A 16,632-nucleotide genomic window follows, 5' to 3' on the forward strand; every position below is an offset into this window, starting at 1 on the left:
TCCAGCTTCCTTCAGATTCCACCTCACGGTGGACACCCTTGCTCTTGGCTAACGGTAGGCGTTCGCCAGCCCCCGTTCGGGACTTTCACCCTAGAGATGACGCCCATGCTGGGCGTACCACAAAGAACCTCCGCCCGTAATGGGCGGAGGTTCTTTGGTCTGACTCAGCAGGAGTGGGAAGGAGGCGGGCCATTCCCCTGCGTTCCATGTCTGCGATCCTTAAGCGGGACTCCGCCGTGCCGCTACACCTCCACCTTGCCGAGACTGCGCTTCGCCGGCCCTTCGATCACATCGCCCTGATACGAGAAGCGCGAGCCGTGGCAAGGACAATCCCACGTCCGCTCCGCCTCGTTCCAGTCCACCTCGCAGCCCATGTGCGTGCATGTCGTATCGACCACATGCAGCTCCCCTTGGGGATCACGGTACGCGCCGGCACGCTTGCCGCGGATCCGTACCACGCCGCCTTCGTCTTTCTCCAGTTCGTCCAAGGTGGTGCGGGCGAATTCGAGCTTGCCGGAGATGAGCTCCTTGGCCACATTCGCATTCTGGGTGACGAACGTCTTGATGTCCGGATCCGCATGGAACCGCGAAGGCTGGAAGAGCTCCTCATACGGGGATGCCTCTCCGAGGATCAGCTTGCTGTTGAGCAGGGCGGCCGCCGCGGAGGAAGACATGCCCCACTTCCTGTACCCGGTAGCCACCAGGATGTTCGGCTTGTCCTCCCCGTACCTGCCGATGTACGGGACCTTATCCAGCGTGATCAGATCCTGGGCCGACCAGCGGTAAGCAATCTCCTCGAGCCCGAAGGACGCCTCGCCGAACTGCTGCAGCGCTTCGTAATACCCGAACGTACAGAGCCCTTGCCCCGTCTTGTGGCTCTCGCCCCCGAAGAGAACCATCGGCTGTCCGTCCACCATTACGCTGCGGAGGGAGCGCTTGGGCTCTTCCGCACTGAGGTACATACCGCCGGGATACGGGGTCTTCGTCTTGGCCAGGAGGGCATAGGACCGGTCGGCGTGCAGCCGGGCGAAGAAGAATTGTCCGCCGTCATACACCGGGAAGTGCGAGCAGGATATGAGCTTGCTGCAGGTCACCTGGTGGCCCGTATCCGTGGTGAACGTGACGGGATGCCCTGGCGTAACCTTAACTGCGGTCGTCTCCCCGAAGATGCGGCCTCCTGCTGCCGTAACTTCCTTCGCGAGACGGGCGACAAACCGGCCCGGATGGAACTGCGCCTGATTCCGCATGACCACTGCGCCCTTCGTCTCGTAAGGAAGCTTCAGCCCTTCGACCCATCCGCCTTCGATCCCCAGCTGGGCGTACGCCTTGGCTTCCGCTTCGAGCTTGCCGAGGTAATCCTCCGAAGCGGTATAGATGTAAGCATCTTCCCGCGTCAAGCCGCAGTCGATGCCGAGCTCCTCGGCCGTCTTGACGATGAATTCGAGCCCTTCGCGGTTCGCTTCGTAGTACTGCCGGGCCTTCTCCTCTCCGAAATGGGAGATGAGCTCGCTGTAGATCAGATCGTGCTGGGCCGTGATTTTGGCCGTCGTATGCTTTGTTGTGCCGGAGAGCACCTGCCCCGCTTCCAAGACGGCTGCCTTCACTCCTTGCTTCGTCAGCAGGTAAGCGGTCAGGATGCCGGTGATCCCCGCGCCGACGATGGCCACATCCACATTCAGATCTTCGGCGAGCTTCGGATAGTTCGGCACGTCGGCGCTGTCGAGCCAATATGATTCGGGGTATTGGGGAAGCTCGGTGCTTTTTCCGTTCGCTGTCATGTATACGGACTCCTTTTTCACGTTTTGGTTAGTTTCACCTTCCGTTTCGAGATTTATCCGATTTTTGGAAGGATGAGCTATCCTATTTATATAAACGCCTCTGCCGGAAAGTAACCAGGAACCAGGCAGACACCGCGTTTTGCTTCTTCTCCCTGGATCAACCGGCTTAATGATTACGCCGGTGGCTCCGTGTGATCCGGTCGTATGGTAAGTTATGGTATATGACAGGGCTCCAATGGACTACCCTTGTTGCGAGGCGTCTGGCTTGCCATCACCCTCCCGAAGCTGATTTTTTGGAAGTGGTGACAATAACGCTGTCTGTCTCGGCACGACATAACGAAAAGAGAGCAGCGAACGAATTCGCTGCTCTTGATCTGCCGCACGGCCCGGCACCGTTGGCTGTGCCCGCATCTATATTTTCTCCCCGCCCTATTCGTGTCATACCTACAGTCGATACGCGGCAGCGAAAGACCCAAACCCGCGCTACATCACCTTCCAGGTGGCGCCGCCGTCTTCTGTCCGCAGCAGACGCGAGGCATCCCCCTTCTCGCTGCGCACCAGCGCCCAGCCTGTCTTCGGCGTAACGAACTCCAGAGAGATCAGATACGGATAGCTCTTCAAGGTATCCTGGAAGACCGTATTGCCGGCCAGCGGCGTCCAGGCCTTCCCGCCGTCGGCCGTATGAAGCAGATGAGCTCCGTTCCACATCCACCCTTCCCGGCCCGATAAGAACGTCAGCCCCGTGCTGCTCAGCTTCGCCATCACATCCGCTTCTTTGCCGAAGGAAGTCAGCTTCCAGGTCTCGCCCCCGTCTTCCGTGAAATAGGCGCCCAAGCTGACCACATCCCCGTGCCGGTATTCATACGGCATCCAGCCGCTCTGTGCTTCCCCTCCGAAGAATTCGGGCGCACCGGTAATCTGCGGCTGTCCTTGATCGTCCCGTGACGAAACGTCCAGCGACAGCTCCTGCCACGTCCGGGCCTTGTCCTTCGTCCGGTAAAGCGTCACCTTCCCCGGGGTGCGTGACTCCAGCGGGACCCACCCGTTGTCCGTATCGCGGAATGCCATCCCCCGGTTCGCGAATCCCTGGAGCGGCAGCAGTCCTTGGGCCTGATCGGGTTTCTGTTCCATCGCCTGGTTGTCCATGACCACGGACCAAGTGACTCCTCCGTCGGTTGTCTCGCAGATCACTTTCCGGGAGCTGCCCATTGCGGCATCCGGCTGGTTCATGAGATAGCCGTGGGCCTTGTCCGTGAAGACAGCCTCCCCGCCGGCCACGCCTTCCGGCAGCATGCCCTCCTTCCAGGTCGCCCCGCCGTCTGCACTAACGGAGACCGAAGCGGGCAGCGTGTGACCCGCTGGCACATACACCAGATGAGTGGAGTCCGCCGCTTGGATGGCTTCCGGGCCCGGATCTCCCTTCTGCTGCGCCGAGGTTGGGGAGGCGGATTCGTGCCAGGTCCCCCCGCCGTCCGCCGTCCGGTACAGCCTGAATTGGCCTCCGGCCGATAAGCCCCACGCGTAGGCGGTCCGTTCGTCCACGGCATGGAAGCCGGTCAGCCGGGCTTGAATGGTCTTGCTCTCCCCGGAGTCAGCCGGTGCTGCCGGAGACTTGGCGTCTGTGGAGACGGCCGGGGCCGTCTCTGTCTTGGCCGGGTTGGCTCCCGCTGCCCCGGCCGGCTGCGGGCCGGGTGTCTGCCCGCAGCCTCCAAGCGTCAAGACGATAGGCAGCGTCAACAATAAAGTCTTTTTTCGGTTGAAACAGTTATAGATTTTCACGGGTGCGATAGCCCCTTTCCTCGTTAGAATGTCATGCTGCTTCGGACGGCGTCTCTACACATATCATTAACCCCAATTTGAAGGCGAGCCTTCCATCTCTTACAGACGAAGGTAACCCTCAAAAAGTTGTATCGCCAGCCGCACAAAAGAAAAACAGCCTCTGCCCGAAGGCAAAAGCTGTTAACAAGATACGCTGCGCGATCATTCCAAATCTTCATGCACTTGGAGAGAAGAGTCGTCCGCCGGCTTTGCGATCAAGAGGTTATAGAACTCCGCCAGGGAAGTCATGAAGTATGGCTCCAGCCACAAGAATCCGAGGAAGAGCGTCAATAGCGATAGAATCGCCCAGCCGATAAAGCTCAGCATCAGGCAGAAGTACCGCCACTTGTGGCCATTCATGAGATTGCTGCTCATCCGGATGGCTTCGAGGGAGCTTACCCCTGGGTTATCGATCTTGATGAAGACCGCCTGTGAATAACGGATCCCCGCGATGATCCCCGGAATGATAAGAAGCAAAGTCCACGCCAGCACTTTAAGGCCTACAAGCAAGGAGAGTTTGATAAACGGCCACAAATTACGGAATGCGTAGCCGAATACTTGCCCGATCCCGAGCCGCTGCCCGCGGGAAATGGACAGATAGTATGCTTCAGACGCGGTTGAGATCCAGACGGAAACCACCACACTGAGCAGGGACAATGTAATGTATATAGGCCAGTCGAAGTTCCGCTCGTCGTCCACCAAATAAGAGAAGACTCCGTTAATCAATGTAGTGATGATAACAAATAAGACCGCGTTCCCCCAGTTCCCCCGCAGCGCCTCTCTTGCACTTTTGCGAATATCGCTGTTCGTCATAATCAAATTCACTTCGCTCCTTAGCATGGTAAATATAGTCTATTCGACATACATTGTAAGCTACATACGAATTTTTGTCACTCTTTTTCTAGTTTATTCCATTCCCCGGCAGTCTTCCCTTCTACCGCCATCTTGGTATAATTAGGAGCAAACATAGAAGGAGCTGTGGATATGAATGACCAGGTTGAACAAGCGCTTCGTACCGCATTGGAGCACTGGAGCGCCATGGCCGGAGCCGGAGGCGGCGGAGAGGAGGCCGAAGCCAACGAGTTCGAATCGTCCTTCTACCGCCTGATCGATGCCGTCCGCAAGTGGTACCAAGGGTTGGAGCAGCCCCCGCGGACCTTGGAGGCCTTCATGGACAGGCCGGAGGTACAGCATCTCGTCGACCGGCTCCCGGGTCCGCTTCATCTCAACTTCGAGACGGAAGCCGAGTTGATCATAGATCACGTCAGCCGGATCGAGGAGGACAAATACGATTGAGCTGCAGGCAGGCTTGGAACAACGTAGTTGCCGGGGATTCCCGGCGTGTGCTGCCGGACCGCCCGCCGACGGTCACAGGCGCACGGGGGCAGGATACCCGTGACCACCGTCCAGAACCACCGTCAGAGCAACCTTCCCGCGGCCGCTCTCGGCTGCAAGTCTTCCTCCGCTATCGGTCCGCATGCTCCGGCAGCTCCAGGTAAGGAGCCTTCATTAATGCGGCGACCATCTCCTCCTGCCGGGCGATGCGTGCCGCCATCGTCACCTGGAAGCAGATGCCCCGGTCCTCCCAGAAGTAACTGATGTGGTCCGCATCCGATGGGAAGAGCGGTCCATCTGTCTTATAAGGGACGGTCCGGTATACTTCTTGCCCCCCTATCGTCAGGGCGGCGGCTTCCACTACGTTCGCCTCCCCGTCGATGCGACTGAAGACGAAGCTGCCGCTCTTCCGGATTCCTTCATAGATGCCGTCGTCCTTGATCTGGACGAACTTAATCCCCCCCTTCCGGTCATCCTCCGGTGCGCTCACGGTATAATCGATGAGGAACGTCCTCGTCTTCCAGTCGTCCCCGTCTCTTGGATGCCCGAAGTTCACCTTCTGCGACTCGAACGCCCGGGAGGACTGCAGCAGGCCCGGCACTTCCATCGGGAACTTCGGAATAAAACCGACCGATGCGGGTACCTGACGCAGGTCTTCCTCCGCATAGATGTCCTCGATGAAATCATTCGGGTTGATGTATCTTGGGCTCCTCATCAGCTCCGCGTCGGGGTATCTCATCGAGGAAGCTATCGCGATCCGATCTTCGGCAGAGAAACCCCCGAGTCCCTCCAGTGTGTAGACCACCTCGCCGTCCAGCCACAAGTAAGACACGGATTCCCACTTGCCTTGATCCACAATCACCTTATACCCCGGTTGATCGCCGAGCTGAAGCGGCTCCCTCCGCACTTCAACCTTTCGGCTGAAAGACTCCCCTGTGTTGATCTCCGCCTCTGCCAATCGCTCGAAGGCCGCTTCCAATTCGCCGCTTCCGGAGGACGCTCTCAGCGAGAAGCCTTGCTCCACCGTTCTTGACCCCACATATCTGCTGTATTGAATCTCCGCCTCCATCGACTCCGGATGACCGTCTCCCGTGGAGCTGTAGATGATGTGTTCGATTCCGTATTCCCCCGGAATATAGGCGGGAACCTTGTACCGGAACGGGGCATAGTCCACTGCCCGCTTCAGGGAGTTGAACCCGTCGGGCTTCCCTTCGTAATAAAGGCGCTCCTGCGCCACGGTGACCGGTGCCGGGCTCACGGCACTAGTGAGCGTCACGCTGCCCAGCAGCAGGACACCGGCGGCACCCGCCACGGACAGCTTGTACGATCCCTTGCGGTACCCTGCGATCATCCTGATCCTTCTCTCCACCTCACGCCGCTTCCGGGAGCCGCCAAAATACAGCAGATCCTGCCGGTTGCGCGGGGCAGCATAGCGTTTCAAGTGCTCGATCATCGTCATGCCGTAAGGCCCCGCTTCGTCTTCTCCCAGAATTTCGAGAACATAGGCATCGCAGGCGAGCTCGCGGTCCGCTTTCATCCGGCGGATGCATGCCCATACCAGCGGATTCATCCAGTGCACAGCCAGTATCAGACTGCCGGCCCAGTTCCAGAGCATGTCCCTCCGGCGCAGATGAGCGAGTTCGTGGGCGATTATATGCAGAAGCTGAGGGACAGCTGCTTCGTTCAGAACCCTCTCCGGCACATAGATCCACGGCCGGAACAAGCCCGCGATATAGGGACTGCCCGGCCCCGGGCCGGTGTAGACCGCAACGGCACGGCTTATGCCAAAGCCGGCCGCAGCGGTTTCCATAACCTGGAGAACCCTCGCATCCGTCGCAAGACGCAGGGCGTGCCGGGCGCGGTTGATACGTCGTCCCTGCACCAACAGGACGGTTAGCAGGATGCACGCACCCGCGAACCAGACAAGCGACGCAAGCTGTACGTACAGGGGCGGCGTGCCTGAAGCCTGGGATTGACGTTCCCCTGTGCGTTGTGCCGACTGCACGCTACCCGGATCTTCTGCCGGGCGCTCACCAAGCCTGTCCCCGGACGCCGGATGCTGCAAGCCGGAGCCCGGAGACATCGCCCCCTGCTCCTGCAGCTCCCCGTGTACCGCCGCAGAGAGAGTGGAGACGGCCCCCGTTCCCCAGGGGACTCGTGCTGTCAGTAAGCCCGCCGCCACCTCGGCTGTCCGTTCTATCAGGACTCCGGTCACGTTGAACATACTGGCCGGGCTCCCCGGTAGAACAGGCAGCAGCAGACGCAACATCACGATCATCCACAGCAAGTGCAGCAAGCGGGGGCGCAACCAGCGCTGCAGCACGCGCCGCAGCAGCAGAACGAGCAGGATGACGAGGGAGGCCGAGATCGTCGATTGCAGGAACCATAAGAATAAGGTACTGAGGAAGGTCATCGCATACACCTCAGGACTCCGGTCCCTGCGGACCGTTCTTTCTTTGTTGTTTGTCCGCCAGCATGCGCTGCAGCCGTTCGATCTCCTGGTCTGACAGCTGCACTTCTTCCAGGAAGTTCGTCATCATTAGATCCGCCGCCCCGCCGAACACCCGCTTCAAGAAGGAACGGCTCTCCGACCTCACGCACTCCTGCTCCGAGACCAGCGGATAGTACAAGTAGGTTCTGCCGGACTTCTCGAATCCGATCGCCCCCTTCTTCAAGAGGCGGTTCACGAAGGTACGGACCGTTCCCTCGCTCCATTCGTTGTCCTCCGGGAGGCGGAGCTTGATTTCTTCCGCCGTGATGGGCGCGCTGCCCCAGATCACTTTCATCACCGCCCATTCGGATTCCGATATTTTGGGGAGATTGGGCTGCTGCATACGTTCACCGTCTTTCGCCGTTTTGTATTTACAAGTGTAATAGATAACTGCAGCTAAATATTACACTTGTATTTTATAATTGTCAACGGTTTCCAGAGGATAAGCGACCGGTCGCATCCAGATTCCCAACCCCCGGAATGCAGGGCTTACGCCGTGATTAACTTCATCTCACTTGAGCTTACCTTACTTGACCTTACCTTACTTGACCTGACCTCACTTGACTTCCTGCGCAAATATCGAAGTGCCGTCCTTGACCTCGGGATATTCGGCATTCTCCTTCTCCCTCTGGGTCTGGTCTGCGCCCGCTTGCTTCAGCTGCTTATCAAAAAACTCCAGTAGATTCCGTCTTACGATCTCACCCGACCGTTGTCCCCCGATCTCCCCCGTCAGCTTAACCCAACGCAGCAGGGGCGAGATTAGCTGGGCATCGGTAAAATTGTAATGCTGCGTTCCTTCGATGTATAACACCTGTGCCGTACCGTTCCGCACGATCCGCTGGATCTGGTCCATTTCCCGCTCCGCCTGCGGCATCTGCTCCTTCCACTCCTGCTTCGTAGAACCAACGGCCCTCAGCTCCTCCTCGGTATACTTGTAATGCACGCGGGTTTTGTTATACGCATCGAAGGACGAAGCGGAGTACATCAGCAGGAACGGCTTGGCCACCCCCGGCTTGGCCCGGAATCCGTAGAGCGTACCGTCCAGATCCACTCCGGCCTTCACTCTCGGATCGTAGGCGGCATCGTAAGAAGCGGCCCCGCCGAACGAATGCCCGAATACGCCGATCCGGCTGAGGTCGATCTTGCCCTGGAACCCTTGTTCGATCTGACCCTTGTTCAATTTCTCGAATTGATCCAGCGTGAAGGTCACATCCTGCGTCCATACGCGGCCCACCTTGTCGCGGCTCTCCGGCGAATTGACCTGGACTAGCTTATTGCTCCTGGCGACCCGCCCGTCGGGGAAGACCGTAGCGGCCGTGTTGTACGTATGATCGATCCCCGCCACAATATAGCCGTGGCTGGCCAGCTCCTCCGCCTGCGACGTATGATAAATCCGCGAGGTCCCGAAGCCGTGGTTGAGCAGCAGCAGCGGGTAGGAAGGCTCGGAGGAAGCTAAGGCGGACTGTGCATAGGAGTGGCTTGGAATGTAGCGCAGGTAATCCAGCAAAAATTCGGGAAGCTTGAAATTCGCTGCCATGGCGTCCAGCATGATGTGCCCTTCGGGAACGAACGGCTCTACCTGCCGGTCCTCCGTTCCCTCAGCCGGGTACCAGACTTGTACGAGAAGCTCCCGCTTGCCTCCCTTGCCTTCGCCGAACGTCTCCTGCCGGTTCTCATCCACGAAGTGCAGCAGCCGGGTGCCCACCTTGTAGGGCCCTGTCGGCTCCGGGAGCCGAAACACGGGCATCAGAAGCGCCAGCGTACCGGATAAGAGCAGCAGCACCCCGGGGACGATCCACAGGACACGCTTTGGCGGGGGCAGGCTCTCCCCCGCCCGGACCTGGAGCCGCCTGCGAAGCGACCTTGCCGCCATCATCAGCGTAAGGCCGTACAAGAGCAGCAGCTGCCATCGCCAGCCTTCCACCGCCAGGTGAAGGATCAGCACGGCGATCCCGATTGAACCAGCTGCCAGTGCGGCCAGGCTGTTCTTGGACGGACTCTTGGCGGCCGGGCCGGCTACGGCCAAATACAGTGAAGCAAAGCCGCACGCGAGGAGCAGCCATTCCAAACTCCGCATTCTATCTCCTCCAATCCGGCTGCGCCGGTACTCTATCTCTTTTAGCCCAATTTTAGCTTCCGCAAACGGAACCCATTGTTAATTTTTTCCTTACAACATCGATACGCTTCAAACGATAACGCAAAAAGGGCCCGCCGAAGCGGACCCTTCCTTGTCTGCCATGCCAGCCTACGATTGCGCGGCAGCCGCCGCCAAGCCCGCAGCGGGAAGCTCCTGCGGGGCCTGCTCGGAGCCATGGGCGAACATCTCGGCATAGCGGCCTCCCCGGGCCAGCAGCTCCCGGTGGGTGCCCTCTTCGGCAACGCAGCCTTCCTGCATGACGAAGATGCGGTCGGCTCCCTCGATCGTACTGAGCCGGTGGGCGATCATGATCGTCGTCCGGCCCTTCATCAGCTCCTGAAGAGCCTGCTGCACCCAATATTGGGATTCGCCGTCCAGCGCCGAAGTCGCTTCGTCGAGCAGCAGGATCGGCGCATCCTTCAGCAGTGCGCGGGCGATGGCAATCCGCTGGCGCTGGCCGCCCGAGAGCGCCGAGCCCCGCTCGCCCACATCCGTCGCATAACCGTCCGGCAGCTCTTGGATGAAATCGTGGGCATAAGCCGCACGGGCCGCCTCGTACACCTGCTCCTTCGTCGCCTGCGGATTGCCGTACCGGATGTTCTCCTCGACCGTCCCGCTGAAGAGGAACGCTTCTTGCGGCACGTAAGCCATCTGGCCGCGCAGCTCCGCAAGCGTCCGCTCGCCGATCCCGAGGCCTTCCACGAGAATTTCTCCCGCAGAGACCGGATAGAAGCCGAGCAGGCATTTGATCACCGTGCTCTTGCCGCTGCCGCTGGTACCGACAATCGCGGCCGCCTCGCCCGGGTAGATTTTCAGAGAGAGGCCCTTCAGCACCGGCTTCTCCTCTTGATAGGCGAACCCCACGTTCCGGAATTCCACCATCGCCAGGGAAGGCTCGCCGCTGACGTATGCGCCGAGACGCTCGGGCTCTTCCGGCGCATCGAGCACTTCCTTGATCCGCTGCATCCCTGCCAGCGAGTTCTGCGTCAGCGAGAGCGTCGTGCCGAAGCCGAGGATCGTATGGGTGAGCGAGATCTGCAGCACCGCCATCGCCACGACCGTACCCATCGCGATAAGACCGTTCATATGGAGCAGAGCGCCGAAGCCCACCATCCCGCAGAACGTGACATAGCTTACCAAATGGTTCACTGCAGCCAGCATGCCGTTCTTGTGCGCAGTCCGCGTCGCAAGCTTGGTCAGTTCGTCGTTGAGCTGCCTGTACTGCGACAAGACCGGACCGACGCTGAACAGCTTCACGAGCTGGAAGCCTCCGAGCAGATCCGAGAATTTCTCGGTCATCTGGCCGAGGACGCCCAGATAGCGGTCGTAGAGCTCCCGGATCTGACGGGCGAACCGCGTAGAGATCGCCAGGGAGACGAGCAGAACGGCCACGGAAGCCAGCGCGAGCTGCCAGTGCATCACGAACATCGTTACGATCGCTCCTACTGCGAACAGGAGCTGCAGCAGCATGGAGAAGAACAGCGTCGTATACGTCTCTTCCAGCGTACCCACGTCATTGTTCATCCGCGAGGCCAGGTCCCCGTTATGGGTACGCTCCAGATAGTCCGTCCGGAGGCGGCAAATCTTGCGGTAGAGCTTCTCCCGGATCTCCGCCATCGTCAGCTCCACGCTGCGCAGGAACAGATAGGTGAAGCCGGGGACCGCCACATTGATAATAAGGAGCGATCCGCCGAGAATATAGAGCGCTTGGTACATATGCGCGTAGTCCAGGGTCTGGGCGAAGTTCACCAGCCCCTGAATCACCAGCGCGAAGGAAACGAAGAACAGCGAGTGCGCCAAGGCGCTGACCGTCATGCCCCACAGGTAGGTCCTGCGGTTCTTGCCGTCCATGAAGCTCATCATATAGCGGATTTCTTGGATATAGCCCAGCAGCGTCTCTCTCATGTGTAAGCCACCTCTTTGCCTGGGACGGGCCGCTCGAACGACTGGAGATAGGACTGGGCATACAGCCCCTGCCTCCGCAGGAGCTCACTGTGCGTCCCCCGCTCGGCAATCCGTCCCTCGTCCATCACCCAGATTTCATCCGCGTTCTCTACCGTCGTCAGCCGGTGGGCGACCACCATCGTCGTCCGGCCCCGCATCAGTACGCCGAGCGCCTGCTGCACGAGCGCTTCCGAGGCGCTGTCGAGCGCCGAAGTCGGCTCGTCGAGCAGCAGGATCGGGGCATCCTTGAGCAGCGCCCGGGCAATCGTGATACGCTGCCGCTGTCCGCCCGAGAGCATGCCGCCCCGCTCGCCCACTTCCGTGCCGTAACCTTCGGGCAGCCCCATGATGAAGTCATGCGCGTACGCGGCCTTGGCCGCGGCCACGATGTCATCCATCGAAGCGCCGGGCTTGCCGTAGCCGATATTCTCGGCGACCGTACCGCCGAACAGGTACGCATCCTGCGTCACCGCCGAGATCTGCGTCCGCAGCGATACCGGATCACAGCCCCGGATGCTCTGTCCGAACACCCGGATGTCCCCCCGGCCTTCCTCGAGCGGGTGAAATCCGCACAGGAGCTTGAAGACGGTGCTCTTGCCGCCGCCGCTCGCACCGACGAGCGCCACTGTCCGGCCCGGCTCTACGGTGAAGCTCAGCCCCTTCAGAATCGGGGCGTCCGGTCCATAGCCGAAATGGACGTTATCGAAGACCACGGGCGGCGAGTCATTGGGCAGGATGGCAGGGCCGTGCCGCTGCTCCGCAGGCTCGGCGGAGAGCTCGGCGACCCGCTGCAGGGCGCCTGTCATCTGGAACGTGTTCGTCACGAGCTGAGGAATATGCTCCAGCGGCTCCAGACACAAGTTCAGCAGATACAGGAAGGCCACCAGCTCCCCGGTGCTGAACTGCCCTTTCGTGATGAGATAACTGCCGTAGATGACCGCGAAGAGAATCGGCGAGATCATCAAGGTGAAGAGCAAGGGCGTCACCCAAGCCTCCCGCTTTTTGACGGCGAGCTTCTTGCGCAGCGTAATCTGCAGGAACGACCGGTACGATTGGAACAGCATGCCGGAGAGCAGGTAGCTCTTCACAATGGCCATCCCGCCCAGCGTATCCTGCACGTTCGCGCTCATCCTGCCCAGATTCTCCTGCGCCTCTTCGGTCAGCTTCTGCAGCTGCTTGCCCACCAGATGGGAGGCCAGCAGGGAAGCGGGCACGAGGAGCAGGGAGTACAGTACGAGCTGCCAATGAATCCACAGCAGGCCTACGAGGCAGCCGATCACCAGCAGCGGCTGATAGAACCACTGGGCCAAATCCCGGGTGAGGAACTGCTGGATGAATTGAAGATCGCCGCTGATGCGGGAGAGCGTATCGCCCGAATGCTTTTTCTCCATCGCATGCACGGGGAGCCTGGCGACATGATCGACGAGATGATTGCGCATATCTCTTACCGCCAGCGCGCTGCCCCGCTCCACGCCGAACACCATCACATATTTGGCCGGCACGCCGATGGCCAGGATCAGGAAGACCGTATAGACGGCCCCCTTCGCCGATGCTCCGGCCCCGCTCTCCACGCTAGCGGTCAGACCCTGGATCAGATTCCCGATCCAGATTTCCATCAGCGCGGCAGCGACGGCGGCTGCGATGCCCGCAGCCAGCCAGCCGGTATGCTTCTTCATGTATGAACCGATCCAAAGGAAGGACTTCCATAAGCTAAACGCGCTTCGTTCTTGTGACACGAAAATCTTCCCCTTTCAGGTCTTCGAAGCAGCTTCCTTATTAGTGTAACACCTTTCGGGGGTCATGCGTACGTCCTGCGATGCCTTCCATGATCTCCTTCAGCTTCGCTGCATTGGCTTCCACGTGAGGGGATTGCAGCACCTCTTCGTGCTCACCGGAGAGCGTGTACTCGAAGTACCCTCGGCCTGCGGATTCCCGCCATGTCGGCAGCTCATGCGCCTGTCCGATGGCGGCAGTGTCCTCCGCGATCAGCGCATGAATGTGTCCGCCAACCGTTCCCCGGTTAACGAGCTCCGCCCCGTAAGCGAGGTAAGCACGCACCTTGCGGGAGGCCCGCTCGCGGATGAGCGGGTTCTCCAGCATGTCCTTCTCCGGTCCCTCGCCCGATGCGAGCATCTCTTCCGCTTCGCGTTCGATATCCTCGCTGCCGGACGCCTGCCATCTCGGGATGGAGTCCAGCATGATCAGATCCGATACCTCGCAGCCGCGAAGCTCGAGCGCCTTCGCGACTTCGAACATCAGATTGCCCCCGATGGAATACCCGAGGAGCACTAGAGGGCCTTCGGCCTGGACGCGGAGGGCCTCCTCCACATAGCGCTCCAACCGCTCCTCATCGCTCTGCGCATCGTCGATGAAGTCGACCGCGTACAGACGGCATACGCCCTCCAGCTGACGGGCCAGCTCCAGATAGCCGATCCCGAAGCCGCTCACCGGCGGGAAGCACAGGACATTCAGCGGTCCTGAACCGTTCAGCGGAACGAAAGGCGTGCCTTCCTGCGCACTCTTCCCTTCCCATAAGGCGTAGGCGAGTCCTTCGATCGTCGGATTGCGGAATACCTCCTGCAGGGAAACTTCGGCACCCGCGGCCTGAGAGGCCTTCTGTACCATTCCCATCAGGCTAAGCGAGTGGCCGCCGAGCTCGAAGAAATTGTCGTGCACCCCAACCTGCGGCACGCCGAGCACTTCCTGCCAGATCCGGGCCAGCTCCGCTTCGCGTGCGTTGCGCGGCGCCATAAACGCTGTGCCGGTGCCTACGTTCGCCTCAAGCGAAGCCAGAGCCCGGCGGTCCACTTTGCCGTTCGGCGTCAGCGGCATCCGCTCCACCTGCACGAAGCTGGAAGGGATCATATAAGGCGGCAGCTCGCGCGACAGCGCCCGCCGGAGCCCGCCGATGGTCAACGGCTCTACGGCGGCAACGTAAGCGTAGAGCCGCTGATCCCCGTTCCCCGTATCGCGTGCCAAAACGATAGCTTCCTGCACGGCCTCCAGCTTCAACAGCTGCGCTTCCACGTCACCCAGCTCGATGCGGTAGCCGCGGATTTTGACCTGATGATCTGCGCGCCCCATATACTCGACCATCCCGCCCGGCAGCCAGCGACCGAGATCCCCTGTCCGGTACATCGACGTGCCCGGGCGATACGGATTATCGATGAATTTCTCGGCGGTAAGCTCGGGCCGGCGGTTGTAGCCGCGCGCCACGCCATGCCCGCCGATGTGGATCTCACCCGCCACGCCGACAGGCAGCAGACGACGGTAATCGTCGAGAATCCAGATCTGCTGGTTAGGCAGGGGCCGGCCGATCGGTACGGTCTCGAGGTCTTCAGGCAGCCCGCTCGTTTCCACATCATAGATTGTCGAATCGACGGTGCATTCGGTAGGACCGTAGACGTTGGTAACCCTCACATGCTCCCCAAAAACGGACCACACGGAACGGACGAGTTTGGCCGATAACGGCTCTCCGCCGAGTACGAAATGCTTGACAGCCAGTTCTCCGCCTCCCCCCTGTCCCGCCTGCACAAGAAGCGAGAGATAGGTCGGCGTCCCGTCAGTGATGTCCACCTCATGCTCGCGGAAAAAGGACAAGAGCCCTGCCCCGTCGGCACGAAGCGCTTCGGGTACAATCACCAGCGTGCGCCCAAAAAGAAGCGCGCCATAAATCGGCTTTACGGACATATCGAAAACATAGGGAGCCAATTGGGCCATATGCCGATACTCGGGATGAGCTTCGTAGAGATCCGCGTACAGGCTCAATGTAAAATTCACTACGCTGCGGTGTTCGATCATAACGCCTTTCGGCTGGCCTGTCGTGCCGGACGTATAGATGAGATAAGCCAGGTTCCCCGGCCCCGCAACTTTTTGCGGCTTGTCTGGCGAACCGCCGGAGACAACCGTCCCTTCCGGCTCATCGATACAGTGGAGTTCTCCGCTGAACGGCGTCCTCTCGCGCCAGCGGGTTTGTGTGAGCAGAACGGTGGCCCCGCAGTCCTCCAGCACATAGGCGATCCGGTCATCTGGATGATGGGGATCGATCGGCACGTAGGCGCCCCCGGCTTTTAACACGCCCAGCATGGCTACGATCATGTCAACCGACCGTTCGAAGAGCAGCGCCACCCGGTCATCTGCCTGAACCCCCTTCGATTGCAACAGGCAGGCCAAGCGGTCTGTGCGCTCATTCAGTTCGCGGTACGTGAGGCTGTCGCTTCCATAGACAACTGCGACATGGTCTGGAGTGCGTAACGCCTGCAGCTCGAAGAGCTCCGAGAGCGTAAGATGAAGCGGATATTCCCCCGCCGTGTCGTTGTATGCCAGAAGTTCCGCTTTCTCGGACTCCGGCAGCATATCGGCCCGGGAGAGCTCCAAGTCGGGCTGGAACAGCACAATGGTGAGCTGCTGTACGAGATGTCCGATCATCCGCGCTATGGGTTCTGAACCGTAGCGATCCGGATCAAACCTTACGCGCAGCTCCAGGACGGCGCCGCTCTGTATAAAATCAAAATACGTATGGGCAAGAATCCGCTGGACCCTCTCTTCCGTATGCAAGGGCGAGTAAGAAACGACGGTTTGCGCGTTTGGCCTTCCGTCCTCCGTATACTCAAAGTTCATGGCTTGCACCATCTTGCGGAATGGAAGCTGCTGATGGCCAAGCGCCTCTGTGACCGATTTTTTGAGGTCACCCAGCAGGGACCGGAAGGTATCGGACTTTCGTATCTCCGCCTTCACGACCAGGAATTCCTGCGGCGCTTCCTCTGTTAGAGCAGGCATGCCGACCAGTACCCGGCTCTGCCGTGTATACCCCTGGAGCAGCACGTTTACTCCTGCAAGCAAGATCAGATAGGCGGCCATATCCGAGCCCCCCGACATCGCCCGGATCCGGTCCGAGATGGCTGCGGGCAGCGCAGAGCGGAGGGTGCTGTAACCGTTCGAATCGCCGTCAAGCCTATCCTTTGCCGCCCCGATTCGGGGAAGCGCGCTCATGCTGTCATCCGGGTCCAGCTTTTCATTCCAGTATCCCTCATCTTTTTCGAATACGGACTTCATTCGTAAGCCTCCCCGATTGTGGTAACTCCCAATAACCCGGAGTGCGCGGCCCGAGCAGCCACGCACTTCTCCGT

Annotated in this window: 10 protein-coding genes; 1 reads left to right on the forward strand and 9 read right to left on the reverse strand. The window is 60.0% G+C overall.

The window, feature by feature from the left end; genetic code table 11:
- Window positions 1–242: 242 nt before the first annotated feature.
- The 3 genes from O9H32_RS20675 to O9H32_RS20685 form a co-directional block, all read right to left on the reverse strand.
- Window positions 243–1,778, reverse strand: a complete 1,536-nt coding sequence (locus O9H32_RS20675) for an FAD-dependent oxidoreductase (RefSeq protein WP_269868027.1) — start codon at window positions 1,776–1,778, stop codon at window positions 243–245.
- Window positions 1,779–2,261: 483 nt separating this feature from the next.
- Complete coding sequence (locus O9H32_RS20680) at window positions 2,262–3,557, reverse strand: WD40/YVTN/BNR-like repeat-containing protein (RefSeq protein ID WP_269868028.1); 1,296 nt, start codon at window positions 3,555–3,557, stop codon at window positions 2,262–2,264.
- A 201-nt stretch (window positions 3,558–3,758) separates the two neighbouring features.
- Window positions 3,759–4,409, reverse strand: a complete 651-nt coding sequence (locus O9H32_RS20685; protein WP_269868152.1) for a DUF975 family protein — start codon at window positions 4,407–4,409, stop codon at window positions 3,759–3,761.
- A 171-nt stretch (window positions 4,410–4,580) separates the two neighbouring features.
- On the opposite strand from O9H32_RS20685, the gene O9H32_RS20690 reads away from it, so the two are divergent.
- Complete coding sequence (locus O9H32_RS20690; protein ID WP_269868029.1) at window positions 4,581–4,892, forward strand: hypothetical protein; 312 nt, start codon at window positions 4,581–4,583, stop codon at window positions 4,890–4,892.
- Window positions 4,893–5,061: 169 nt separating this feature from the next.
- Here the strand turns inward: O9H32_RS20690 and O9H32_RS20695 are convergent, their stop codons facing one another.
- The 6 genes from O9H32_RS20695 to O9H32_RS20720 form a co-directional block, all read right to left on the reverse strand.
- The gene (locus tag O9H32_RS20695) at window positions 5,062–7,344 is read right to left on the reverse strand and encodes a M56 family metallopeptidase (RefSeq protein ID WP_269868030.1); all 2,283 of its coding nucleotides are present in this window, start codon (window positions 7,342–7,344) and stop codon (window positions 5,062–5,064) included.
- 10 nt (window positions 7,345–7,354) lie between these two features.
- Window positions 7,355–7,765 (reverse strand): BlaI/MecI/CopY family transcriptional regulator, encoded by a 411-nt coding sequence (locus O9H32_RS20700; protein ID WP_269868031.1) that lies wholly within the window; start codon window positions 7,763–7,765, stop codon window positions 7,355–7,357.
- A gap of 213 nt (window positions 7,766–7,978) precedes the next feature.
- On the reverse strand, window positions 7,979–9,499 hold the full coding sequence (locus O9H32_RS20705) for an alpha/beta hydrolase family protein (protein ID WP_269868032.1): 1,521 nt from the start codon (window positions 9,497–9,499) through the stop codon (window positions 7,979–7,981).
- 168 nt (window positions 9,500–9,667) lie between these two features.
- A complete protein-coding gene (locus tag O9H32_RS20710) occupies window positions 9,668–11,464 on the reverse strand; it encodes an ABC transporter ATP-binding protein (RefSeq protein WP_269868033.1) in 1,797 nt (598 codons plus the stop codon).
- Entirely contained in the window at window positions 11,461–13,179 is a 1,719-nt protein-coding gene (locus tag O9H32_RS20715; RefSeq protein ID WP_269868034.1) for an ABC transporter ATP-binding protein, read from the reverse strand. Before O9H32_RS20715 ends, O9H32_RS20710 begins: the two co-directional genes overlap by 4 nt.
- 100 nt (window positions 13,180–13,279) lie before the next feature.
- Window positions 13,280–16,558, reverse strand: coding sequence for a non-ribosomal peptide synthetase (locus O9H32_RS20720; protein ID WP_269868035.1), 3,279 nt, complete (start codon window positions 16,556–16,558; stop codon window positions 13,280–13,282).
- Window positions 16,559–16,632 lie beyond the last annotated feature (74 nt).

Source organism: Paenibacillus caseinilyticus, assembly GCF_027533645.1.
In the GTDB taxonomy this organism is placed as follows: Bacteria; Bacillota; Bacilli; order Paenibacillales; family NBRC-103111; genus Paenibacillus_G; species Paenibacillus_G caseinilyticus.

What these genes read in the sequence shown, in the direction of transcription:
- O9H32_RS20675 (WP_269868027.1), bottom strand. Translation starts at nt 1,778, where the DNA reads ATGACAGCGAACGGAAAAAGCACCGAGCTTCCCCAATACCCCGAATCA.
- O9H32_RS20685 (WP_269868152.1), bottom strand. Translation starts at nt 4,409, where the DNA reads ATGACGAACAGCGATATTCGCAAAAGTGCAAGAGAGGCGCTGCGGGGG.
- O9H32_RS20690 (WP_269868029.1), top strand. Translation starts at nt 4,581, where the DNA reads ATGAATGACCAGGTTGAACAAGCGCTTCGTACCGCATTGGAGCACTGG.
- O9H32_RS20695 (WP_269868030.1), bottom strand. Translation starts at nt 7,344, where the DNA reads ATGACCTTCCTCAGTACCTTATTCTTATGGTTCCTGCAATCGACGATC.
- O9H32_RS20700 (WP_269868031.1), bottom strand. Translation starts at nt 7,765, where the DNA reads ATGCAGCAGCCCAATCTCCCCAAAATATCGGAATCCGAATGGGCGGTG.
- O9H32_RS20705 (WP_269868032.1), bottom strand. Translation starts at nt 9,499, where the DNA reads ATGCGGAGTTTGGAATGGCTGCTCCTCGCGTGCGGCTTTGCTTCACTG.
- O9H32_RS20710 (WP_269868033.1), bottom strand. Translation starts at nt 11,464, where the DNA reads ATGAGAGAGACGCTGCTGGGCTATATCCAAGAAATCCGCTATATGATG.
- O9H32_RS20715 (WP_269868034.1), bottom strand. Translation starts at nt 13,179, where the DNA reads ATGAAGAAGCATACCGGCTGGCTGGCTGCGGGCATCGCAGCCGCCGTC.
- O9H32_RS20720 (WP_269868035.1), bottom strand. Translation starts at nt 16,558, where the DNA reads ATGAAGTCCGTATTCGAAAAAGATGAGGGATACTGGAATGAAAAGCTG.